The following is a 21,761-nucleotide window of genomic DNA, read 5'->3' as shown; positions in this document are numbered from 1 at the left end:
CCTCATCGACTACCCGAGGGCGAACAGATTCGGCTGGCGCCGCTGGGTGCCCTCCTGGAAGCTGGTCTCCGGGCTGTGCATCACCTTCTTCGGCAGCCTGGTGGCGCTGGTCGGCGTCAGCTACGCCATGGTGACCATTCCCAACGAGAACGACGCGGCCAAGTCCCAGAACAACGTGTACTACTGGTCCAACCACACCCAGATGGTCGCGACGGGCGGCGGTACGAACCGGCAGAACGTCACCATCGACCAGATCCCCGAGGCCATGCAGAACGCGGTGATCTCGGCGGAGAACAAGAGCTTCTACACGGACTCGGGTGTCGACCCCATGGGTATCGCCCGCGCTCTGGTCAACATGGCCCGGGGTGGTTCGACGCAGGGTGGTTCGACGATCACCCAGCAGTACGTCAAGAACACCTACCTCAGCCAGGACCAGACGGTCTCGCGGAAGTTCAAGGAGATGTTCATCTCCATCAAGGTGGGCACCAAGCTCACCAAGCAGCAGATCCTCCAGGGCTACCTGAACACCTCGTACTTCGGCCGTGGCGCCTATGGCATCCAGGCCGCCGCCCAGAACTACTACGGCGTGGACGCGAAGGATCTCAAGCCGAGCCAGTGCGCGGTCCTGGCGGCCCTGCTCAAGGGTGCGACGTACTACGACCCCGCAGGCAACCCGGACATCGACCCCGCGGCCACCAAGGACGCCAACTACAAGCGCTCGCACGACCGCTGGGGCTGGATCCTCGCGGAGATGCACAAGGACCAGCACCTCACGGACGCCCAGTACCAGGAGGCCATCAAGAAGTACCCGATGCCCCAGGGCCGCAAGGCGACCAAGGGGATGACCGGCCAGATCAGCTACCTCGCCGACACGGCCAAGAAGTACGTCCTCGCGCACTCCCACATCACGGAGGCGCAGTTCGACAAGGGCGGCTTCCAGATCTACACGACCTTCGAGAAGGACAAGGTCAACGCGCTGAGCGCGGCTGTGGACAAGGTCCAGAAGGCGCGTCTGGATCCGAAGAACCGTGAGAAGGACAAGAACGTCCAGTTCGGTGCGGCGTCGGTGGTGCCCAACGACGGCGCGATCGTCGCCCTGTACGGCGGCGCCGGCTACGAGAACAACCACTTCACCAACAACGCCGACACCTCGGGTGTCCCCGTCGGTTCGACGTGGAAGCCGTTCGTCCTGGCCGCGGCCATGCAGTACGGGACGTACAAGACCTCTCCCGCAGGGGTCTCGCCACTGAGCAAGTACAACGGCAACGACCATCTCAAGGTGATGAACGAGGACGGCAGCTACGTCCTGAACAAGGACGGCTCGACGTTCTTCCAGAACAACGAGAGCAACCACGCCTGGGGCTACATCCCCCTGCGCAAGGCGATGGAGCAGTCGATCAACACGCCGTTCGTGCAGCTCGGCTGGGATGTCGGTATGTCGAAGGTGCGGGACGTCGCCAGCAGGTCCGGCATCCTGGACAACAGCTTCGCGACGCTCAACCCGTCCTTCGCCCTCGGTACGTCGACCCCGAGCGCGATCCGCATGGCCGACGCCTACGCGACCTTCGCCGCCTCCGGCAAGCACACGGACCCGTACTCCGTGACCGAGGTCAAACAGGACGGGCAGGACCTGAAGGGCTTCAGCAAGCCGAAGGTGACCAGCGCGATGCCCGCGGACATCGCGAACAACGTCACGGACACGCTGGAGAACGTCATCCAGAACGGTACGGGTACCGCCGCCAAGGCCCTGGGCCGTACGGCGGCGGGCAAGACCGGTACCACCGACAGCAACAAGTCGGCCTGGTTCGTCGGCTACACCCAGCAGCTGGCGACCTCGGTGGCGATGTTCCGTGAGAACCCGAAGGACGCCGCACTGCTCTCCATGAACGGCACCGCCGGCGTGGCGTCCATCCACGGTGGTGACATTCCGACCTCGGTGTGGACCGAGTACATGAAGTCCGCGCTGAAGGGCAAGAGCGATCCGGGCTTCCCGCAGGCCACCAAGATCGGTCAGATCGCCGACGAGGCGGGCGCTCCGTCTCCCACGCCGAGTCCCAGCATCACGCCGAGCGCGACGCCCAGCGGTACGCCGAGCGCGACGCCCAGCGATACGCCGAGCGCCACGCCCAGCGCGAGTGCGAGCTGTCAGTTCGCCTGGAACTGCCCGACCGACGGCGGCGCCACCGGCGGCACGCCAGGTACGACGCCCTCGCCGTCGGCCACGGCGACGAACAGCGGAGGCACTAGCAGAGGCAATGCCAACGGAGGAGGCCTCTTCGGCGGGTCGGGCGGCTAGCCGCGAGGTCTGACCGGTAGGTGGTCATTTCGCCCGCCGAAGTGTGTTTCACGTGAAACATGGGCCGCCGCATCCGACGAGGTGCGGCGGCCCTCGGCGTTTTCCTAGCGAGGTACGGCAGGATGGGCCCCATGCCCAGTGCAGAGACGACGCCCGCGAGCGTGCGCGAGCCGGAGCCGGTACGGCCGACCAGGGAAGACGAGGTCGCCGCGGCCGGTAGTGAGCTGATCGGTGGCCCCATCGGGCGGCGTGCGCTGCTCGGGGCGTCCTGGTGGACGCCCCTACGGGTCGTGGTCCTCGTGGCGATCGGCATGTTCGCCCTGGGCCTGGTCCAGAAGGCGCCGTGCTACGACGGCGCCTGGTTCCTCGGCGCGAGTTCCCAGTACACCCACGCCTGCTACTCGGACATTCCGCACCTCTACCAGGGGCGGGGCTTCGCCGACGGTCTGGTGCCCTACTTCGACAAGCTCCCCGGTGACATGGCCTACCTCGAATACCCGGTGCTGACCGGTGTGTTCATGGAGGTGGCCGCATGGCTCACACCGGGCAGCGGCAGCATCCAGCTCCAGGAGCAGGTGTACTGGTTCGTCAACGCCGGGATGCTGATGATCTGCGCCGCCGTCATCGCGGTGTGCGTGGTCCGTACGCACCGCCGACGCCCCTGGGACGGCCTGCTGGTCGCTCTGTCGCCTGCCTTCGCGCTGACCGCCACCATCAACTGGGACCTCCTGGCGGTCGCTCTGACGGCCGCGGCGATGCTGATGTGGTCCCGGAGTCGTCCCCTCGCCTTCGGTGTCCTCCTGGGGCTCGCTACGGCCGCCAAGCTGTACCCCGTGTTCCTGCTGGGGCCGCTGCTCCTGCTGTGCTGGCGCGCGGGCAAATGGCGGGAGTTCTTCACCGCGGTGGGCGGTGCCGTCGTCGCCTGGCTCGTCGTGAACCTGCCGGTGATGATCTTCGCCTTCCACGGCTGGTCGAAGTTCTACACGTTCAGCCAGGAACGGGGCGTCGACTTCGGCTCCTTCTGGCTGATCTGGGCGCAGAACACGACCAGCCCGCCCAGCACCGGTTTCGTGAACAACGCGGCGATGGTCCTGGTGGTGCTCTGCTTCCTGGGCATCGCCGTCCTGGCTCTCACCGCCCCGCGTCGGCCGCGCTTCGCCCAGCTGGCCTTCCTGGTGGTGGCCGCCTTCATCCTCACCAACAAGGTCTACTCGCCGCAGTACGTCCTGTGGCTGGTGCCGCTGGCCGTGCTCGCCCGGCCCAAGTGGCGGGACTTCCTGATCTGGCAGGCGTGCGAGGTGGCGTACTTCCTGGGGATCTGGCTGTACCTCGCGTACACGACCAGCGGTGACGCCCACAAGGGCCTGCCGACCCACGGCTACCACTGGGCGATCGCTGTGCACCTGCTGGGCACGCTCTACCTCTGCGCGATGGTCGTACGCGACATCCTCATGCCCGAGCGGGACGTGGTGCGCCGCTCCGGTGACGACGACCCCTCGGGCGGGGTGCTGGACGGCGCGGAAGATGTCTTCGTGCTCGGCGCGGCCGCCCATCCCCCGCGCCACGCCGCCCACTTCGAGGGGCCGCAGGTGGAGTGGGGCAGCCGATCCTCCGAGGGTAGTTCGCTCTGAGCGAACAGCCCAGCTCGAAGGAGAGGGCCGTCACACGTAATCCGTGTACGGCCCTTCCGGCGTTCTGAGGACCGTCAGCGGTCCACGAGACGGTCGAACTGGGTGGTGGTGTGCCGCAGATGGGCCACCAGTTCCTCGCCCACCTTCGGCTCCGGGGCGTCGGCCGGCACGAACAGGATAGACACCTGCATGTGCGGCGGCTCCGCGAACCAGCGCTGCTTGCCGCCCCAGACGAACGGAGAAAGGTTCCGGTTCACCGTGGCCAGGCCGGCCCGTGCGACGCCCTTGGCGCGCGGCATGACGCCGTGCAGGGCCTTCGGGGCCTCCAGGCCCACCCCGTGCGACGTACCGCCCGCCACGACCACCAGGTAGCCGTCCGAGGCCGCCTTCTGCTGCCGGTAGCCGAACCGGTCGCCCTTGGCGACGCGGGTGACGTCCAGGACCGCCCCGCGGTACTCGGTGGCGTCATGGTCCCCCAGCCACAGCCGGGTGCCGATCCGGGCCCGGAACCGGGTCTGCGGGAACTGCCGCTGCAGCCGGGCGAGTTCGTCGGCCTTGAGATGGCTGACGAACATCGTGTGCAGCGGCAACCGGGCCGCGCGCAGCCGGTCCATCCAGCCGATGACCTCCTCGACGGCGTCCGAGCCGTCGGTGCGGTCCAGTGGCAGATGGATGGCGAAGCCCTCCAGCCGGACGTTCTCTATGGCGGAGTGCAGTTGCGGCAGGTCCTGCTCGCTGATGCCGTGCCGTTTCATCGTGGACATCACCTCGATGACCACACGGGCGCCCACCAGGCCGTACACGCCGTCGATGGACGACACCGAGCGGATGACCCGGTCGGGCAGCGGAACGGGCTCCTCGCCGCGCCGGAACGGCGTCAGCACCAGCAGGTCGCCGCCGAACCAGTCCTTGATGCGCGCGGCCTCGTACGTCGTGCCGACGGCCAGGACGTCCGAGCCCAGCCGCGTGGCCTCCTCCGCCAGCCGCTCGTGCCCGAAGCCGTAGCCGTTGCCCTTGCAGACCGGGACGAGGCCCGGGAACTGCTCCTGCACGTGCTTGTGGTGCGCCCGCCAGCGCGCGGTGTCGACGTAGAGGGTGAGCGCCATGGCCGGACCTGGGACCTTTCTGGATGGCTGGGGTGTGTCAGGGTTATAGAAGCACGGAGCGTGACGTCAGCGGCGCGACATGTAGATGTCGAGCGCCTTGTGGAGCAGCTTGTTCAGCGGGAAGTCCCACTCGCCGAGGTACTCGGCGGCCTGACCACCGGTACCCACCTTGAACTGGATCAGGCCGAAGAGGTGATCCGTCTCGTCCAGAGAGTCCGAGATACCCCGCAGGTCGTAGACGGTGGCGCCGAGCGCGTAGGCGTCGCGCAGCATCCGCCACTGCATGGCGTTCGACGGGCGCACCTCGCGGCCGATGTTGTCGGAGGCGCCGTAGGAGTACCAGACGTGCCCGCCGACGATCAGCATGGTCGCCGCGGACAGGTTCACCCCGTTGTGCCGGGCGAAGTAAAGCCGCATCCGGTTGGGGTCCTCGGTGTTGAGGGCCGTCCACATGCGCTGGAAGTACGACAGCGGGCGCGGCCGGAAGTGGTCGCGCACGGCCGTGATCTCGTACAGCCGCTGCCACTCCTCCAGGTCCTGGTAGCCGCCCTGGACGACCTCGACGCCGGACTTCTCGGCCTTCTTGATGTTGCGCCGCCACAGCTGGTTGAAGTTCTGGTGGACCTCTTCCAGGGAACGGTTCGCCAGCGGCACCTGGAAGACGTAGCGCGGCTGCACGTCACCGAAGCCGGCGCCGCCGTCCTCGCCCTGCTGCCAGCCCATCCGGCGCAGTTTGTCGGCCACCTCGAAGGCGCGCGGCTCGATGAAGTCGGCCTCGATGTCCCGCAGCCGCTTCACGTCCGGGTCCTGGATGCCCTGCTTGATGGAGTTGGCGTCCCAGCGCCGGATGATCACCGGCGGGCCCATCTTCACGGAGAAGGCGCCCTGCTGCTTGAGGTGGGCCAGCATCGGCTGGATCCACTCGTCGAGATTCGGCGCGAACCAGTTGATGACCGGGCCCTCGGGGAGGTAAGCGAGGTAGCGCTTGATCTTGGGCAGCTGGCGGTACAGCACCAGGCCCGCGCCGACCATCTCGCCGGTGCGGTCGTCGAACCAGCCGAGGCTCTCCGAACGCCACTCCGCCTTGACATCAGCCCAGGCCGGGACCTGCATGTGGCTCGCCGCAGGCAGGGTCTGGATGTACGCCAGATGCTGTTCGCGGCTGATGGTCCTCAGGGTCAGGCTCATGTCGGGGCGCTCCTCGGGCTGGTGTGTCCCCATGGGTACAGGGGCTCCGGCTCTCGCGCCGAAGCCTACTGCGCCTCGCCCGCGGCCCGACCGGGCGTACACCACCCACGCCCCGGCTCCCGTGCGGCCGGGGCGATCGCTGGTGCGAGAGGTGGCCGGAGGCTTACCCGAACAGCCCGCCGTGCGCCATGGCGATGAGGAAGCCGACGCCCGCGGCACCGAGACCCAGGACCAGACCGAAGCGCTCGCGCGTGGTGATCGAGACCCACTGCCCGTACAGGCCGGTGAAGATGCCGATCAGACCGGTCCACGAGCTGAGCAGGTGCAGGCTGTGGAAGAACGACGTGATGAAGGCGATCAGTCCGAGCGCCAGCGTCACTGCCATCAGCGAGTCCTGGAGCGGATGGGTTCTGCCGTCGCTGGCGAACAGAGAACCGGCGGTGTTGGGTCGCAATGCCTGTGCCATAGAGCACCTCCTGCGGAAGGCGGCGCATCGTAGCGCCGTACACACCCGATGTGTACAGATTGAGGGCCCCGGCGGCAGGATTTCAACCGGAAGCGGGTGTGCGGGTAGTCTGTAGCCTCTGCACCGGTGTCTGCCCAGGCCGCGGCCGGGGATCCCGAGGGGAGCCCCCCGCATGTCAGTGGTGGCCGATACCGTTGCGCACGCATCACAACCCTCCTGCCACGGAACGACCGTGGCCGCTGAGTCCAAAGGAGGTGGGTTCCACATGCGTCACTACGAGGTGATGGTCATCCTCGACCCCGATCTGGAGGAGCGCGCTGTCGCCCCCCTGATCGAGAACTTCCTCTCCGTCGTCCGTGAGGGCAACGGCAAGGTGGAGAAGGTCGACACCTGGGGCCGTCGTCGTCTCTCGTACGAGATCAAGAAGAAGCCCGAGGGCATCTACTCGGTCATCGACCTGCAGGCCGAGCCTGGGGTCGTGAAGGAGCTCGACCGCCAGATGAACCTGAACGAGTCGGTTCTCCGGACCAAGGTCCTCCGTCCCGAGACTCACTGAGCTTCCAGTTCAGCTGATCTCGGGCTTCGAGTAGCAGCAAGCAGCCAGCAGTAAACCCGCCGAGAGGTTCCCCCATGGCAGGCGAGACCGTCATCACGGTCGTCGGCAATCTTGTCGATGACCCCGAGCTGCGCTTCACCCCGTCCGGTGCGGCGGTCGCGAAGTTCCGCGTCGCGTCCACTCCCCGCACCTTCGACCGCCAGACGAACGAGTGGAAGGACGGCGAAAGCCTCTTTCTGACCTGCTCGGTCTGGCGTCAGGCGGCGGAGAACGTCGCCGAGTCGCTCCAGCGAGGCATGCGCGTCATCGTGCAGGGCCGGCTGAAGCAGCGGTCCTACGAGGACCGTGAGGGTGTCAAGCGCACGGTCTACGAGCTGGACGTCGAAGAAGTCGGCGCCAGCCTGCGGAACGCCACGGCCAAGGTCACCAAGACCGCCGGTGGTGGCGGCCGCGGTGGCCAGGGCGGTGGTGGCGGCCAGGGTGGTGGCGGCTGGGGCGGTGGCTCCGGCGGCGGTCAGCAGGGCGGCGCTCCCAGCGACGACCCCTGGGCCTCCGGCGCTCCCGCCGGTGGCGGCAACCAGGGCGGCGGCGCTTGGGGCGGCGGCTCCGGCGGCAGCAGCGGCGGCGGCTACTCGGACGAGCCCCCCTTCTAAGGGCTCGCATCCCCACTTCTTGATCACACAGGAGATACACCATGGCGAAGCCGCCTGTGCGCAAGCCGAAGAAGAAGGTCTGCGCTTTCTGCAAGGACAAGGTCACGTACGTGGACTACAAGGACACGAACATGCTGCGGAAGTTCATTTCCGACCGCGGCAAGATCCGTGCCCGCCGCGTGACCGGCAACTGCACGCAGCACCAGCGTGACGTCGCCACGGCTGTCAAGAACAGCCGTGAGATGGCGCTGCTGCCCTACACCTCCACCGCGCGATAAGGGAAGGGTGACCGACTAATGAAGATCATCCTCACCCACGAGGTCTCTGGCCTCGGTGCCGCCGGCGACGTCGTCGACGTCAAGGACGGCTACGCGCGCAACTACCTGATCCCGCGGAAGTTCGCTATCCGCTGGACCAAGGGTGGCGAGAAGGACGTCGAGCAGATCCGTCGTGCTCGCAAGATCCACGAGATCCAGACCATCGAGCAGGCCAACCAGGTGAAGGGTCGGCTTGAGGGCGTCAAGGTTCGCCTGGCCGTCCGTGCCGGCGATGCCGGTCGTCTCTTCGGTTCCGTCACCCAGGCCGACATCGCTTCGGCGATCAAGGCTGCCGGTGGCCCCGACGTCGACAAGCGCCGCATCGAGGTCGGTTCGCCGATCAAGACCCTGGGCGCCCACGAGACGTCCGTGCGTCTGCACCCCGAAGTTGCCGCCAAGGTCAACATCGAGGTCGTCGCGGCCTGACGCTGCGCTCGGCTTGAGCAGTAGCTGAAAGGGGCCGCACCCGTGAGGGTGCGGCCCCTTTGGTTTGAGCCAAGCGGGGCTTTGCCCAGTGCGGTGGCTGTAGGACTCGACCGAGGCCATAGCGGAGCGCGCATGTTTCACGTGAAACGTGGCGGCTCGCGGTGTTTCACGTGAAACACCGCGAGTGCATCGGTCAGCGCGTCGCCCCCGTCACGATCCAGCGGCCCGAGCGGCTACGCAGCCAGAGGGTAAGCATCCGCACGGCCATCATGAGCGTCATGGCTCCCCAGAGCGCCGTGAGTCCGCCCCCCAGGGCGGGCACAAGCAATGCCACTGGCGTGAAGACGGCGAGGGTCACGACCATGGCCCCGGCGAGATACGGCCCGTCTCCGGCGCCCATGAGGATGCCGTCGAGGACGAAGACCACGCCGGAGATCGGCTGGCAGAGCGCCACGATGAGCAGCGCGGGCAGTGCGGTGTCCTTCACGGTGGGATCGCTGGTGAACACAGGGAGAAAGAGCGGCCGGGCGGCCATGACGAGCAGGCCCAGAACGACCCCGGTGGCGATGCCCCACTGGACCATCCGTCGGCAAGCCTCACGGGCGCCGGCAGCATCGCCCGCACCAAGGTAGCGGCCGATGATCGCCTGTCCGGCGATTGCTATCGCGTCCAGGGCGAAGGCCAGCAGGCTCCACAGCGACAGCACGATCTGGTGGGCGGCGATATCGGCATCGCCCATCCGGGCGGCGACGGCCGTGGCGATCATGAGGACGGCGCGCAGCGAGAGCGTCCGGACGAGCAGGGGTGCGCCGGCCTGTGCCGAGGCCCGTATCCCGGCGGCGTCGGGGCGAAGGGACGCCCCGTGCCTGCGGGCTCCCCGTACGACGACGGTCAGGTAGACGACCGCCATCCCGCATTGGGCGATGACGGTGCCCCAGGCGGAGCCGGCGATCCCCAGTCCCGCGCCGTAGACGAGCCCAGCGTTCAGCCCCGCGTTGGCTACAAAGCCTCCGACGGCGACGTACAGCGGGGTTCGGGTGTCCTGAAGGCCGCGCAGGACGCCGGTGGCGGCGAGCACTACGAGCATGGCCGGGATCCCGAGCGAGGAGATCCTGAGGTAGGTCGTGGCATAGGGGGCCGCAGTGGCCGAGGCCCCGAAGATGTCTACGATGCCGGGTGCCAGGGGCAGGACGACGGCGATGACGCCGGCACCGAGCAGCAGTGCCAGCCAGATGCCGTCCATGCCCTGGCGGATGGCCGCCTGGAACTCGCCGGCGCCGACCCGGCGGGCGACGGCCGCCGTGGTGGCGTAGGCGAGGAAGACAAAGACGCTCACGGCGGTGGTGAGAAGTGCCGAGGCGACCCCGAGACCGGCGAGTTGTGCGGTGCCGAGATGGCCGACGATCGCGCTGTCGGCCATGACGAAAAGTGGCTCGGCGACGAGTGCGCCGAAGGCCGGGACGGCCAGGGTGACGATCTCTCGGTCGTGCCGCCGTCGGGTGGCCTCGGGGATCGCGGGAGCCTGTGACATGGGCACTAATCTAATCGTCCACAGGTAAGAGATGCAATTACATGCTGCCCCTTACCGAAGCTTGTGCGGTCCACGCTTTCGCGCATCGTTCGAACCGATCTTGATCCGACCGGGGAAGTTTTTCTTCTGCACAGCCGGTGGATGGGAAACGCGCAGGTCAGAGCCGCTGATGGGGAGAGTTCGAGGGCTTGTTCACAGGGCTGTCCACCGGCTCGTGCACAGGTTTGGGGAGGTTCTCCACAGCATACGGGCCGTCGTCCACATGGCCTGTGGATAACCAGATTGGCTGACGGTGCCCGCGGGCCTACCGTGGTCCGGCGCGCGCTCCTTCTCATGGCCTCGGAAACCTCACAAATCCGACGCGTCCAGAACCGGATCGGGGCGACCCAGTTGTCAGTGCCGTGCCGTAGAAATGAGGCCACGGCGAGGTCCGCCGGGCGGACGGGAGGAGGTGGTTCGGTGAGTATTTCCGAGCCCTTGGACGATCCGTGGGCCGAGGCCGGTCCCAGTGATCGTCTGCCCGCCTCCCGTGGACGTGGTGAGGGCGGCCGAGGGCGGGACGACCGGCACGACCGGGGCCGGGACAGCGGCGACTGGGACGGCGGAGGCGCCACCTTCGAGCGGGTCCCCCCGCAGGACCTGGACGCCGAACAGTCCGTACTCGGCGGCATGCTGCTGTCCAAGGACGCCATCGCCGATGTCGTCGAGATCCTCAAGGGCCACGACTTCTACAAGCCCGCGCACGAGACGATCTACCAGGCGATCCTCGACATCTATGCCAAGGGCGAGCCGGCCGACCCCATCACCATCGCCGCCGAGCTCACCAAGCGCGGCGAGATCAACAAGGTCGGCGGCGCCTCCTATCTGCACACTCTCGTCCAGACCGTGCCGACGGCGGCGAACGCCGAGTACTACGCGGAGATCGTCCACGAGCGGGCCGTGCTGCGCCGTCTTGTCGAGGCCGGGACACGCATCACTCAGATGGGATACGCGGCCGACGGCGACATCGACGAGATCGTCAACAGCGCCCAGGCGGAGATCTACGCGGTCACCGAGCAGCGGACCAGCGAGGACTATCTGCCGCTCGGCGACATCATGGAGGGCGCCCTCGACGAGATCGAGGCGATCGGCTCCCGTACCGGTGAGATGACCGGCGTGCCCACCGGCTTCACGGATCTGGACTCGCTCACCAACGGCCTGCACCCGGGACAGATGATCGTCATCGCCGCCCGTCCCGCCATGGGTAAGTCCACTCTCGCGCTGGACTTCGCCCGGGCCGCATCGATCAAGCACAACCTGCCCAGCGTCATCTTCTCCCTCGAAATGGGCCGCAACGAGATCGCGATGCGTCTGCTGTCCGCCGAGGCCCGGGTCGCCCTGCACCACATGCGCTCCGGCACGATGACCGACGAGGACTGGACCCGGCTCGCTCGCAGGATGCCGGACGTCTCGGCCGCACCGCTCTACATCGACGACTCCCCGAACCTGTCGATGATGGAGATCCGCGCCAAGTGCCGCCGGCTCAAGCAGCGCAACGACATCAAGCTCGTGATCATCGACTATCTGCAGCTGATGCAGTCCGGGTCCAAGCGCTCCGAGAGCCGTCAGCAGGAGGTCTCGGACATGTCCCGAAACCTCAAGCTGCTGGCCAAGGAGCTGGAGGTCCCGGTGATCGCGCTCTCCCAGCTCAACCGTGGTCCCGAGCAGCGCACGGACAAGAAGCCGATGGTGTCCGATCTGCGTGAGTCCGGCTCCATCGAGCAGGACGCCGACATGGTCATCCTGCTCCACCGCGAGGACGCCTACGAGAAGGAGTCACCGCGCGCGGGCGAGGCGGACATTATCGTCGGCAAGCACCGAAACGGCCCGACCGCGACGATCACCGTGGCCTTCCAGGGCCACTACTCCCGCTTCGTGGACATGGCACAGACCTGATCCGCACCACTGCGGGGTCTCAGATTTCGCCGGCGTCGCTCCGGCACACCAGCTTGAGCGGAGCTGTCGATGCTGCTCCTCCGCAGTTGCTGGGCCGATGCGGACTTCCGCGGCGGCAGGCAGCGCCACCGCCCCAGCTCCCGTAAGGACCTGTGCGAGAGGCCATTTGGACAGGGAAAACGCAACTTCGACATGGCCCGCAGAGGCAGCTACCTTCACCTGGCGTTCGGTGGTCGCCCACGGTCGCGCAGGAGTTCCTTCAGGCTGAGCCACCCGCGACGGGATGAGTCGGTCATGCCCCACGCACCCTCGCCCCCATCAGTAAGCCACCGAACCGGGTCCACGCCAGGCAGCCCCAACCAGGGAGAGACGCATGCCCCATCTTGCCCTGTACACATTCGGCGTCCTGAAGTCACCTCTCGCCGATCCAGCACCTCTCACGCGCGAGTTCTACGAAAGTGGTGAGGCCGTCTACCGGAAGATCAGTCAGCACCCCGGATACCTCGCGCGTGCTGAAGCGGCAGACGGTGACCGGGGCATGCTCTTCGAGGCGGACTGGGGTGCATGGGGAGAGTTCGCCGTACCGACCTGGTACGGCAAGGGCCATACGGTGGAAACCACCGCCCTGGCCGCGACCCTCTCACTCTGGACCGACCTGCGCCCCGCCTTCGACGCCATCTATACCGGTCTGCACCGTGAGGCGCTGAACAGGCGTTACGACTGGTTCGAGAGGACAGGACACCCGAATTACGTGTTCTGGTGGGTCTCCGACGGCGTGATACCCACCTGGCAGGACGGGGTTTCCAGGCTGGAACACCTCCACGACCACGGCTCCGCACCGCGCGCCTTCACCTTCCACCACTCGTTCGCCCCGGACGGAACTCCTACCAGGATCAAAGGCATCGGGCCGAAGAGCGACCCGTGATGACGTCACTCGTTTGGTTGAAGCCCTGGGCTCGTGATCCCTCTGGGTGTGTCGCAAGCGGTCGGCGCCGCGAAGGCATTCAACCTCCACCCGGCCACGATCTGGAGCTATCTCAACAGACTCGAACAGGAACTGGCCGATCGTCTCGTTGAGCGGTCGGGCCTGCGACGACGCACCAGCACTCCCACTACCTTCGTCCGGACCGGCATCGACGCCACCCGCCAACTCGCTAAGGCGATCAACACTGCCGAGGACAACGCCACGCTCCTGAGACAGAGCACAGCCGACATTGGCTTGAGACAGGGTCAAAGACCACGTCACGGTGTCCCCGCCCGATAACGAAGTCGAGACCCTACAACCGCCGAAATGAACTCGACGCCGGTCCGTCCGCCGGGTGGACTGGGCGCATGACGACATTCCAGGAAGAGTTGTTCCCCGCCACCCGGCGGGCGCTGCTGCATCGGATCGCCGATGCCCAGGCCGAAGGCCGGGCGCCGTCACTGGTGGCGGCGGTCGTGCGGGGCGGGCGGGCCGTCTGGCACGGGGCGCGGACCTCGGTGGAGGGGCACGGACCGGACGAGAACGTGCAGTACCGGATCGGCTCGATCACCAAGACGTTCACGGCCGTTCTGGTGCTCCGGCTGCGCGACGAAGGGCTGCTCGATCTCGGCGATCCACTGGAGAAGCATCTGCCGGGCACCGGCGCGGGGGAGGCGACGATCGCCGAACTCCTCGCGCACACCGGTGGGTTGGCTGCCGAGTCGCCCGCACCCTGGTGGGAGCGCACTCCGGGCTCGCTGCGGCCGGAGCTCAGCGATGTCCTCGGCGAGCGGCCCCTGCTGCACCCCGTCGGCCGTCGGCACCACTACTCCAACCCTGGCTACACCCTGCTCGGCGCCCTGGTCGAGGAACTCCGCGGTGCCCCCTGGGAGGAGGTGCTCCGGCGGGAGGTGCTGGAACCGTTGCGCCTCGACCGCACGAGCGCCCAGCCGCAGGCGCCCCACGCGGGCGGCTGGGCGGTGCATCCCTGGGCCGACGCGATGCTCCCGGAGCCGTTGGAGGACCTCGGCCGGATGGCACCAGCGGGACAGCTCTGGTCGACCACCGGCGACCTGGCCCGATTCGCCGCGTTCCTGACGGCCGGCGACGCCCGGGTATTGAGCGCCGACTCCGTACGAGAGATGCGTATGCCCGCGGCTCCCGCCGAGCCCGCCGATGTGCTGGACGGCGCCACCTACGGCCTCGGCCTCCAGATCCAGCGCCGCGACGGCCGGCTGTTGATCGGGCACTCCGGCTCGCTGCCCGGCTTCCTGGCCAACCTCACCGTCAGCGTGGACGACGACGTGGCGGCCGTGGTGCTCGCGAACTGCACCTCCGGCCCGCTGCTGTCCGCCGTCGGCGCCGACCTCGTCCGTACCGTCGCGGAGGCCGAGCCGCGTATCCCCGAGCCATGGCGACCCGTGGCCCAAGTCGAGCCGTCTGTCCTGGAGTTGGCGGGCCAGTGGTACTGGGGCACACACGCCTTCGCGCTGCGGGTGACGGCCGATGGACTGGTCTCGCTGGGACCGCTGTCGGGCGCCGGCCGCCGGGCGCGTTTCCGGGCCAATGGCGACGGCACCTGGACCGGCCTTGAGGGGTACTACGCCGGAGAGCTCCTATGGCCCGTACGGCGGCCGGACGGCACCGTGAGCCACCTGGACCTCGGTTCGTTCGTGTTCACACGTCAGCCGTACGAGGAGACGGCTCCTGTGCCCGGCGGGGTGGACCCCGAGGGGTGGCGGGGGATCGCCTAGACAGGCGGGGGTGGTGTTTCACGTGAAACACCACCCCCGGAGCGTGCGCCGTCAGTGCCTGACGGTCAGATCTCCAGCTTGAAACCGACGTGCGAAGCGGTGAAGCCGAGCCGCTCATAGAAACGGTGGGCGTCGGCACGTGACTTGTCCGAGGTCAGCTGCACCAACTGGCAGCCCTGGCGGCGGGATTCCTCGATCGCCCACTCGATGAAACGGGTGCCCAGCCCGCCGCCGCGCTCGTCGGCGTGGATGCGCACGGCCTCGACGATCGACCGGGTAGCGCCCCGCCTCGACAGCCCGGGGATGACCGTGAGCTGGAGCGTGCCGACGACACGGCCCTCGCGTACGGCGACGACCAGTTGTTGGTTGGGGTCGGTGCTGAGCCGCTCCAGGGCGCTCAGGTAGGGCGCCAGGTCGTCCGGTGATTCCCTCCGGGCCCCCAGTGGGTCGTCGGCGAGCATGCCGACGATGGCAGGGATGTCGTCGGCGACCGCGGCACGTATTTCAAGATCTCCCATGTCCGCACCCTAAGCGGGCACGTTCAGTGACTCCACGACTCGTACCAGGGGAGCCAGCGCCGGGTTCCTGGCTGCCTCGTCCAGGGCCTCGCGCAGCGCGGTGTCATTGGTGGGGCGAGCCTCTTCGAGCAGCCGTAGCCCCGCCTCCGTGACGTTGGTGTAGATACCGCGCCGGTCGGTCGGGCAGAGGTAGCGCTCCAGCAGGCCCCGGTCTTCGAGGCGCGTCACCAGACGGGTGGTGGCGCTCTGGCTGAGGACGACCGCGTCGGCGACCTGCTTCATCTGCAGATGCCCCCCTTCGCCGTCGTGCTGTCGGCTGAGGACGTCCAGCAGGGAGTATTCACGCACGCTCAGGTCGTGCTTCGCCTGAAGGGCGCGCTCGATGTGCGCCTCGATCCTCCCGTGGAGCAGGGAGAGGGCGCACCAGCCCTGGGCGAGAGCGGTGAGCGCGGGGTCCGTCGCTGTCATTGGCGTGTTCCTCCGTCCCGGAGCGGCTGAAACCAGGATAGAGCAGGTCCGCAATATCCCTTGGTTGCATATAGCCAGCGTCTGCAATTATTGTTGACGCACGCTAAGCGCATCTGCAATCGTCTGGGAAGGCTAACCCCCATGCCTCTCGCGCTTCTGGCCCTCGCGATCGGGGCCTTCGGAATCGGAACGACCGAGTTCGTGATCATGGGCTTGCTCCCCGAGGTCGCGGGCGACTTCGGCGTCTCCATCCCCACCGCCGGCCTGCTGGTGACCGGCTACGCGCTCGGCGTGGTGATGGGCGCCCCACTGATGACCGTCCTGGGCACCAAGGTCCCGCGCAAGCGGATGCTGATGCTGCTGATGGGCCTGTTCATCGCGGGCAATCTGCTGTCCGCGGTCGCCCCCTCCTTCGCCGTCATGCTGATCGGCCGCGTGGTCGCCTCCCTCGCCCACGGCGCCTTCTTCGGCATCGGCTCGGTCGTGGCGGCCGATCTGGTCGCCCCGAGCAAGAGGGCCGGGGCCATCGCGATGATGTTCACCGGCCTCACCGTCGCCAACGTCGTCGGTGTCCCGCTCGGCACCCTGGTGGGACAGCACGTCGGCTGGCGCGTCACCTTCGGTATCGTCGCCGCCCTCGGCGTCGTCGGCCTGACCGGCATCGCCAAGCTGGTGCCCGAGTTGCCCAAGCCGGAAGGCGTGCACCTGCGGCACGAACTGGCCGCGTTCAAGAACACCCAGGTCCTGCTCGCCATGGCGATGACCGTCCTCGGCTTCGGCGGAGTCTTCGCGGCCATCACCTACATCGCGCCGATGATGACCCATGTCGCCGGCTTCGCCGACGGCTCCGTCACCTGGCTGCTGGTGCTGTTCGGCCTCGGCATGGTCGGCGGCAACCTCGTCGGCGGCAAGTTCGCCGACCGCGCCCTGATGCCCATGCTGTACGTGTCCCTGGGCGCCCTGGCCGTCGTCCTCGCGCTCTTCACCATCACCGCGCACAACAAGATCGCGGCCGCCGTGACCGTCGCGTTGATCGGCGCCCTGGGCTTCGCGACCGTCCCGCCGCTGCAGAAGCGCGTCCTCGACCAGGCGCAGGGTGCCCCCACCCTGGCCTCGGCCGTGAACATCGGCGCCTTCAACCTCGGCAACGCCCTGTCCGCCTGGCTCGGCGGCATCGTGATCGCCGCCGGCTTCGGCTACACCTCCCCCAACTGGGTGGGCGCCGCCCTCGCCGCGGCCGCCCTCGTCCTCGCCTTTCTGTCGGCCGCACTGGAGCGCCGCGACAGCGTCCCGAGCGCCGTGGCCGCCGGCGGTATGCCCGCGGATCAGCGGGAGTCGGTCCACCACTGAGCCAGCCCCCCGGCCGCAGGCGGAGTCCATCACCGACCGTGCCCGGGGATCAGGGGCCTCCCGACCCGCCCGCACCGTCTCCCCTCAGCACCACCCAAGGAGAACCACCTCATGAGCACCACCGTCGCCCCGCTCACCATCCAGGACGCCGAACTCCTGATCACCAAGGGCCGGCGCGCCGCCGAGACCGCCGGAGTCAGCGTCAGCGTCACCGTCCTGGACGCCGGGGGCCATCTGCTCGCCTTCCGGCGGGACGACCGCGCCGTGCTGATATCCGGCGAGACCAGCACCCGCAAGGCCTACACGGCACTCCAGCTGAACACCCCCACCGCCGACCTCGTCGACGCCGTCCAGCCCGGCGGCCTCTTCCACACCCTTCCCACGGCGCTCGACCGGCCTCTGCTCTTCATCGCGGGCGGTGTCCCCGTACACCGGGACGGCCGGCTGATCGGCGCGATCGGCGTCGGCGGTGGCGCGCCCGACCAGGACCACGGCTTCGCGACGGCCGCCGTGCAGGCACTCGTCTGACCGCATTCCTGTCAGCGCCGGAACGCCGGCCCCCAGGGGGCCGGCCTTCGCCGTACCGAGGAATTATCAGCCCGCTGCCACCGTCAGCGGCGCGAACCGCCGCGTCCAGTCTCCCGGCAACTCCGTGATGCCGTAGGTCATGACGGAGTTCATGGCGACGGAGGCCATCCCGCGGTCCTTCGCCCATGCCAGCAGTTCCTCGTGCCGGATGTCGATATCGGTGCGGAGCGGGCGGTCGGTGTGGGCAGCGAGCGAGACGATGAGGGACTTCGCCGTCTCCGTGTTGCGGGCGATCAGCGGTCCGACGACATGGGTGTCCATGTTGGGCCAGGCGGCCGCGTAGCCGACGATCCGGCCGCCGTCCACGGCCACCCGCAACTGGTCCGAGAACGCGGGCAGGCGGGCGAGGAGAGGTGTGCGGTCGGTACCGAACACCTCCTCGTCCAGCCGGAGGATCGAGCCGAGGTCCTCGGCTGTGGCCGCCCGCGTCGCCACCCGGGACTCGGGGCCGCCCGGGGGGAAGTGCCCGGACAGCATCTCCGAGCGTCCCGTGGTCTTGAACCCCAGCTCCTCGTAGAGCGGACGGCCGTACGGCGTCGCGTACAGAGTCAGGGGAGTCGTCCCCATTGCCGAGACGATGTGGTGCATCAGCCGACGCCCGATGCCCTGACGGGCATGCCGTTCGGCAACCAGGACCATGCCGATCGCGGCCAGATCCGGGCGTTCCCCCGGGCCGTACTCCGTGACGACGCTGGCGGCGATCAGGCCTCCGCCGGGGTGGTCGATGCCGTATCCCTTCCCGGCCGTCAGGAGCAAGCGCCACTTGTGTTCCTCGCGCGGCCACCCCCGGTCCTCGGACAAGTCGGCGCAGGCGGTGAGATCGCGTGGCGTCAGTCGGCGGATGGGCAGAGCGGCGACGGAAGGAGTTGGCACGCAGGTCAGGCTGTCGGAACAGCACCCGTGGCGTCCACCGGTTTCGAGGTAGACGCACGCGCTTTTGGCCATGCCGTAGCCCTGAGCACAGCCCTTGGACAGACGGGGGACGTTTCACGTGAAACATCCCTCCCTCGCCGCTGCCCGAGACCTCCCAGAGGAGCGGTGATCCCTCCTCGTTAGCCTCGGGGTCCATGGCGAGACTTCATCTCTTCGATCTCGACGGCACACTGCTGCACGGCACCTCCGCCCCCGTCGAGATCTCCCGTCAACTCGGCCTGGAAGCCGAGACGGCGGAGCTTGATCGGGCGATTTCGGCAGGGCTGATAGCCCCGCCGGAGTATGCGGCGCGGGTGTACGCCCTCTGGGCCGAGCTGACCGACGCGCACGTGACCGCGGCATTCGACGGAGCGCCTTGGCTGGCCCGTATCCAGGACGTCTGGGCCGAGATCAGGGAAGCGGGCGACTATTGCGCCGTGGTCTCGCTCTCGCCCTCGTTCTTCGTGGAGCGCCTGTTGGACTGGGGAGCCCATGCGGCATTCGGATCACGCTTCCCGGCGGTGCCTTTCGTCGAGCCGGTGGACCCCGCCGGCATCCTTGATGCTGCGGCCAAGGTGACCATCGCGGACCGCCTGTGCGAGCAGTTCGGGGTCGGTCGAGCGGACTGTGTCGCCTACGGGGATTCGATGTCGGACAGGGAGTTGTTCGCCGTGGTCCCGGTGTCCGTGGCGGTCAATGCGGACGGACGTCTCGCCGGTCTCGCGACCTACTCCTACACGGGCCGGGATCTATGGGATGTCTATGAATGCGGACGGGGCTCCCGGTAGTTGAGGGGGCTGATGGTTCGCCCCTTGTTGGATTGGTAGGGGAGGCAGGGGGGACTTGTGTGCGGGGCGACGGCCGGTAGGGTCGACTCCGGTTCACGTCGGGGAGAGAGGCTCCGGGGGGAGTGGCTGCGGCCCGTGTCACACTTTCGCCTTACTTGTCCGTACGCGAAGGAAGCACGGGTTCAATGTGGCCATGTCGGCCACAGGCCTGACCGGGAAGAGTTGGCCGTCAACGGGGGAAAGCAAGCACCTTCCGAGTGAAGTGCACAGACCGACCGAAAGATGTTCGAGGCGAGGCACACCATGGATGCTCCGACCACCACGTCGGCGGGCAACGACGGGGCCGGCGGAACCAACTGGTTCACGCCCCCCAACAAGCCCCCGGTCGAGCCTCCGGTCGTGGCGCCGGGTGATCAGCAGGAAAGGCCCCAGGGCCGCCGTCCCGCCCCCGGAGAGGGCCGGGAGCGAATACGGTCGACGGAGGCGCCGACCCACCCCCAGAACGCCGCCCAGGCTCCACCCGCCGGGCAGCACGCGGCCCCCGGACCCTCCGTCCCCCCGGCCGGGCAGCCGGTACCCCCCACACACGAACAGCGCGTCCCGCCTCAGCGCAGCGCACAGCCGAGTCCGGACGCCTCCCCGGACGCGATCCGCATCCGCGCCACCATGGCCGAAGTCGGTCCGATAGCCGACAAGGTCACCTCGTATTTCTACGCCCTGCTCTTCGTGCGTCATCCGGAACTGCGTTCGCTGTTCCCTGCCGCCATGGACAGCCAGCGGGACCGGCTGCTGAAGGCGCTGCTCACCGCGGCGGAACACGTCGACAACACGCCCGTCCTGGTGGAATACCTCCAGAACCTGGGCCGGGGCCACCGCAAGTACGGCACCCGACCGGAGCACTACCCGGCGGTCGGCGAGTGCCTCATCGGAGCGTTGAGCAAGTACGCCTCGGCCATCTGGGACCCGGAGACGGAGGCGGCCTGGGTGCGGGCGTACACGACGATGTCCCAGGTGATGATCGACGCGGCTGCTGTGGACGAGCTACACGCACCGGCCTGGTGGCAGGCGGAGGTCGTCGCCCACGACCTCAGGACGGCGGACATCGCGGTGCTCACGATCCGCCCGGACCAGCCGTACCCCTTTCTCGCGGGGCAGTACGCGAGCATGGAGACACCCTGGTGGCCGCGGGTCTGGCGGCACTACTCCTTCGCCTCCGCACCCCGCTCGGACGGTCTGCTGACGTTCCATGTGAAGGCCGTTCCGGCGGGCTGGGTCTCCAACGCACTGGTGCACCGTGCCCGCCCCGGGGACCTCATCCGCCTCGGCCCGCCCGTCGGCTCGATGACCGTCGACCACACGAAGCACAGCGGACTGCTCTGCCTGGGCGGCGGCACCGGCATCGCCCCCATCAAGGCACTGGTCGAGGACGTAGCCGAACGCGGCTCACGCCGCCCGGTCAAGGTGTTCTACGGCGCCCGCACCAACCACGACCTGTACGACATCGACACCCTGCTCCGGCTGCAGCAGAGCCATCCCTGGCTCTCGGTCCGTGCGGTCGTCGACCAGCAGGCGCATCTCCAGCTCCCCGAGGCCGTCCGCGAGTACGGCCCGTGGATCGAGTACGACGCCTATCTCTCGGGGCCGCCCGGCATGATCCGCAACGGCGTGGACGTCCTGCGGGACGTCGGTATCCCGGCGCACCGCATACGGCATGACTCCGTGGAGGAACTGGTCGTCGTCGGCGAATGATCCATCACCCGAGGTCGGGGGCGTGCATGGCCCGTACGCCCTCGATGTTGCCGTCCAGGTAGTGCCGCAGGGACAGCGGCACAAGGTGCACGGAGGCGATCCCGACGCGGGTGAAGGGGACACGCACGATCTCGTACTCGCCGGCGGGCTCCTCGACTTCGGGGCCGTGCCGCAGGGCCGGGTCCATGGACTCCAACCGGCAGACGAAGAAGTGCTGCACCTTCACACCGGTGGTGCTGCCGCTGTCGCCGATGTGCTCCACGGTGTCCACGAAGCAGGGCACCACGTCGGTGATCTTTGCGCCGAGCTCCTCGTGCACCTCGCGATGCAGGGCGTCGACGACAGTGGTGTCCTCCGGCTCGACCCCCCCACCGGGAGTGACCCAGTAGGGATCGACACCGGGCTTGGTGCGCTTGATCAGAATCAGGTCGTCGCCGTCCAGAAGAACGGCACGGGCGGTGCGCTTGACCACGGGTCGGACGGTCATGGGAGAAATGTGGCCCAGCTTGTTCCACGTGAAACATCGCGAAGCGCCACCGTACGGCCGCATCGCGTTAACCCTGCA

The 21,761-nt window shown here is 68.1% G+C and carries 22 protein-coding genes; 14 read left to right on the top strand and 8 right to left on the bottom strand.

The window, feature by feature from the left end; all coding sequences use genetic code 11:
* Positions 1-46 precede the first annotated feature (46 nt).
* Positions 47-2,296 (top strand): transglycosylase domain-containing protein, encoded by a 2,250-nt coding sequence (locus ABZ396_RS06160; protein ID WP_358915104.1) that lies wholly within the window; start codon positions 47-49, stop codon positions 2,294-2,296.
* Positions 2,297-2,427: 131 nt separating this feature from the next.
* Positions 2,428-3,927, top strand: a complete 1,500-nt coding sequence (locus ABZ396_RS06155) for a glycosyltransferase 87 family protein (protein WP_358915103.1) — start codon at positions 2,428-2,430, stop codon at positions 3,925-3,927.
* A 74-nt stretch (positions 3,928-4,001) separates the two neighbouring features.
* On the opposite strand, the gene ABZ396_RS06150 is transcribed toward ABZ396_RS06155, so the two are convergent.
* From ABZ396_RS06150 to ABZ396_RS06140, 3 genes are all read right to left on the bottom strand, one after another.
* The gene (locus ABZ396_RS06150; protein ID WP_358915101.1) at positions 4,002-5,033 is read right to left on the bottom strand and encodes an alanine racemase; all 1,032 of its coding nucleotides are present in this window, start codon (positions 5,031-5,033) and stop codon (positions 4,002-4,004) included.
* Between the two features lie 66 nt (positions 5,034-5,099).
* Positions 5,100-6,221, bottom strand: coding sequence for a peptidoglycan bridge formation glycyltransferase FemX (gene femX / locus ABZ396_RS06145; protein ID WP_358915099.1), 1,122 nt, complete (start codon positions 6,219-6,221; stop codon positions 5,100-5,102).
* A gap of 163 nt (positions 6,222-6,384) precedes the next feature.
* Positions 6,385-6,687: a hypothetical protein gene (locus tag ABZ396_RS06140; protein ID WP_358915097.1), complete on the bottom strand. Its 303-nt coding sequence runs from the start codon at positions 6,685-6,687 to the stop codon at positions 6,385-6,387.
* 265 nt (positions 6,688-6,952) lie between these two features.
* Here ABZ396_RS06140 and rpsF point away from each other — a divergent pair, with 265 nt between their 5' ends.
* The 4 genes from rpsF (at position 6,953) to rplI (ending at position 8,639) form a co-directional block, all read left to right on the top strand.
* A complete protein-coding gene (gene rpsF / locus ABZ396_RS06135; protein ID WP_358915096.1) occupies positions 6,953-7,243 on the top strand; it encodes a 30S ribosomal protein S6 in 291 nt (96 codons plus the stop codon).
* Between the two features lie 74 nt (positions 7,244-7,317).
* Entirely contained in the window at positions 7,318-7,896 is a 579-nt protein-coding gene (locus ABZ396_RS06130; RefSeq protein ID WP_358915094.1) for a single-stranded DNA-binding protein, read from the top strand.
* A 41-nt stretch (positions 7,897-7,937) separates the two neighbouring features.
* Positions 7,938-8,174 (top strand): 30S ribosomal protein S18, encoded by a 237-nt coding sequence (rpsR, locus tag ABZ396_RS06125; RefSeq protein ID WP_003949403.1) that lies wholly within the window; start codon positions 7,938-7,940, stop codon positions 8,172-8,174.
* Positions 8,175-8,192: 18 nt separating this feature from the next.
* Complete coding sequence (rplI, locus tag ABZ396_RS06120; protein WP_358915092.1) at positions 8,193-8,639, top strand: 50S ribosomal protein L9; 447 nt, start codon at positions 8,193-8,195, stop codon at positions 8,637-8,639.
* A 193-nt stretch (positions 8,640-8,832) separates the two neighbouring features.
* Here the strand turns inward: rplI and ABZ396_RS06115 are convergent, their stop codons facing one another.
* Positions 8,833-10,170 carry an MATE family efflux transporter gene (locus tag ABZ396_RS06115; RefSeq protein WP_358915090.1) on the bottom strand — a complete coding sequence of 446 codons (1,338 nt, stop codon included), beginning with the start codon at positions 10,168-10,170 and terminating at the stop codon, positions 8,833-8,835.
* A gap of 459 nt (positions 10,171-10,629) precedes the next feature.
* Between ABZ396_RS06115 and dnaB the strand changes: the two genes are divergently transcribed.
* From dnaB to ABZ396_RS06095, 4 genes are all read left to right on the top strand, one after another.
* Positions 10,630-12,105, top strand: a complete 1,476-nt coding sequence (gene dnaB, locus ABZ396_RS06110) for a replicative DNA helicase (RefSeq protein WP_358915088.1) — start codon at positions 10,630-10,632, stop codon at positions 12,103-12,105.
* Positions 12,106-12,478: 373 nt separating this feature from the next.
* Positions 12,479-13,030 (top strand): DUF3291 domain-containing protein, encoded by a 552-nt coding sequence (locus tag ABZ396_RS06105; RefSeq protein ID WP_358915087.1) that lies wholly within the window; start codon positions 12,479-12,481, stop codon positions 13,028-13,030.
* A gap of 33 nt (positions 13,031-13,063) precedes the next feature.
* Positions 13,064-13,369: a LysR family transcriptional regulator gene (locus ABZ396_RS06100; RefSeq protein WP_358915085.1), complete on the top strand. Its 306-nt coding sequence runs from the start codon at positions 13,064-13,066 to the stop codon at positions 13,367-13,369.
* Positions 13,370-13,437: 68 nt separating this feature from the next.
* Positions 13,438-14,823: a serine hydrolase domain-containing protein gene (locus ABZ396_RS06095; protein ID WP_358915083.1), complete on the top strand. Its 1,386-nt coding sequence runs from the start codon at positions 13,438-13,440 to the stop codon at positions 14,821-14,823.
* A 65-nt stretch (positions 14,824-14,888) separates the two neighbouring features.
* Here ABZ396_RS06095 and ABZ396_RS06090 read toward each other — a convergent pair whose 3' ends face one another.
* On the bottom strand, positions 14,889-15,341 hold the full coding sequence (locus tag ABZ396_RS06090; RefSeq protein WP_358915081.1) for a GNAT family N-acetyltransferase: 453 nt from the start codon (positions 15,339-15,341) through the stop codon (positions 14,889-14,891).
* Between the two features lie 9 nt (positions 15,342-15,350).
* A complete protein-coding gene (locus ABZ396_RS06085) occupies positions 15,351-15,809 on the bottom strand; it encodes a MarR family transcriptional regulator (protein WP_358915080.1) in 459 nt (152 codons plus the stop codon).
* A 141-nt stretch (positions 15,810-15,950) separates the two neighbouring features.
* On the opposite strand from ABZ396_RS06085, the gene ABZ396_RS06080 reads away from it, so the two are divergent.
* Entirely contained in the window at positions 15,951-17,159 is a 1,209-nt protein-coding gene (locus ABZ396_RS06080) for an MFS transporter (RefSeq protein ID WP_358915078.1), read from the top strand.
* Positions 17,160-17,270: 111 nt separating this feature from the next.
* Positions 17,271-17,687 carry a heme-binding protein gene (locus ABZ396_RS06075; RefSeq protein WP_358915076.1) on the top strand — a complete coding sequence of 139 codons (417 nt, stop codon included), beginning with the start codon at positions 17,271-17,273 and terminating at the stop codon, positions 17,685-17,687.
* Positions 17,688-17,753: 66 nt separating this feature from the next.
* On the opposite strand, the gene ABZ396_RS06070 is transcribed toward ABZ396_RS06075, so the two are convergent.
* A complete protein-coding gene (locus ABZ396_RS06070; protein ID WP_358915074.1) occupies positions 17,754-18,620 on the bottom strand; it encodes a GNAT family N-acetyltransferase in 867 nt (288 codons plus the stop codon).
* Positions 18,621-18,814: 194 nt separating this feature from the next.
* Between ABZ396_RS06070 and ABZ396_RS06065 the strand changes: the two genes are divergently transcribed.
* Both ABZ396_RS06065 and ABZ396_RS06060 read left to right on the top strand, forming a co-directional pair.
* Positions 18,815-19,447, top strand: a complete 633-nt coding sequence (locus ABZ396_RS06065; protein ID WP_358915072.1) for an HAD-IB family phosphatase — start codon at positions 18,815-18,817, stop codon at positions 19,445-19,447.
* Positions 19,448-19,729: 282 nt separating this feature from the next.
* Positions 19,730-21,196: a globin domain-containing protein gene (locus ABZ396_RS06060; RefSeq protein WP_358915070.1), complete on the top strand. Its 1,467-nt coding sequence runs from the start codon at positions 19,730-19,732 to the stop codon at positions 21,194-21,196.
* A 4-nt stretch (positions 21,197-21,200) separates the two neighbouring features.
* Here the strand turns inward: ABZ396_RS06060 and ABZ396_RS06055 are convergent, their stop codons facing one another.
* On the bottom strand, positions 21,201-21,683 hold the full coding sequence (locus tag ABZ396_RS06055; RefSeq protein ID WP_351695799.1) for an NUDIX hydrolase: 483 nt from the start codon (positions 21,681-21,683) through the stop codon (positions 21,201-21,203).
* Positions 21,684-21,761 lie beyond the last annotated feature (78 nt).

The sequence above is a fragment of the Streptomyces sp. NPDC005866 genome, from assembly GCF_040629895.1.
Lineage (GTDB): Bacteria > Actinomycetota > Actinomycetes > Streptomycetales > Streptomycetaceae > Streptomyces.
The sequence above is the reverse complement of the archived record's forward strand: the minus strand, read 5'-3'. Positions and strand labels throughout refer to the sequence as shown.

Coding starts and splice junctions, on each gene's coding strand:
- ABZ396_RS06155 (WP_358915103.1), top strand. CDS start 2,428: ATGCCCAGTGCAGAGACGACGCCCGCGAGCGTGCGCGAGCCGGAGCCG.
- ABZ396_RS06150 (WP_358915101.1), bottom strand. CDS start 5,033: ATGGCGCTCACCCTCTACGTCGACACCGCGCGCTGGCGGGCGCACCAC.
- femX (WP_358915099.1), bottom strand. CDS start 6,221: ATGAGCCTGACCCTGAGGACCATCAGCCGCGAACAGCATCTGGCGTAC.
- ABZ396_RS06140 (WP_358915097.1), bottom strand. CDS start 6,687: ATGGCACAGGCATTGCGACCCAACACCGCCGGTTCTCTGTTCGCCAGC.
- rpsF (WP_358915096.1), top strand. CDS start 6,953: ATGCGTCACTACGAGGTGATGGTCATCCTCGACCCCGATCTGGAGGAG.
- ABZ396_RS06130 (WP_358915094.1), top strand. CDS start 7,318: ATGGCAGGCGAGACCGTCATCACGGTCGTCGGCAATCTTGTCGATGAC.
- rpsR (WP_003949403.1), top strand. CDS start 7,938: ATGGCGAAGCCGCCTGTGCGCAAGCCGAAGAAGAAGGTCTGCGCTTTC.
- rplI (WP_358915092.1), top strand. CDS start 8,193: ATGAAGATCATCCTCACCCACGAGGTCTCTGGCCTCGGTGCCGCCGGC.
- ABZ396_RS06115 (WP_358915090.1), bottom strand. CDS start 10,170: ATGTCACAGGCTCCCGCGATCCCCGAGGCCACCCGACGGCGGCACGAC.
- ABZ396_RS06105 (WP_358915087.1), top strand. CDS start 12,479: ATGCCCCATCTTGCCCTGTACACATTCGGCGTCCTGAAGTCACCTCTC.
- ABZ396_RS06095 (WP_358915083.1), top strand. CDS start 13,438: ATGACGACATTCCAGGAAGAGTTGTTCCCCGCCACCCGGCGGGCGCTG.
- ABZ396_RS06090 (WP_358915081.1), bottom strand. CDS start 15,341: ATGGGAGATCTTGAAATACGTGCCGCGGTCGCCGACGACATCCCTGCC.
- ABZ396_RS06085 (WP_358915080.1), bottom strand. CDS start 15,809: ATGACAGCGACGGACCCCGCGCTCACCGCTCTCGCCCAGGGCTGGTGC.
- ABZ396_RS06080 (WP_358915078.1), top strand. CDS start 15,951: ATGCCTCTCGCGCTTCTGGCCCTCGCGATCGGGGCCTTCGGAATCGGA.
- ABZ396_RS06075 (WP_358915076.1), top strand. CDS start 17,271: ATGAGCACCACCGTCGCCCCGCTCACCATCCAGGACGCCGAACTCCTG.
- ABZ396_RS06065 (WP_358915072.1), top strand. CDS start 18,815: ATGGCGAGACTTCATCTCTTCGATCTCGACGGCACACTGCTGCACGGC.
- ABZ396_RS06060 (WP_358915070.1), top strand. CDS start 19,730: ATGTTCGAGGCGAGGCACACCATGGATGCTCCGACCACCACGTCGGCG.
- ABZ396_RS06055 (WP_351695799.1), bottom strand. CDS start 21,683: ATGACCGTCCGACCCGTGGTCAAGCGCACCGCCCGTGCCGTTCTTCTG.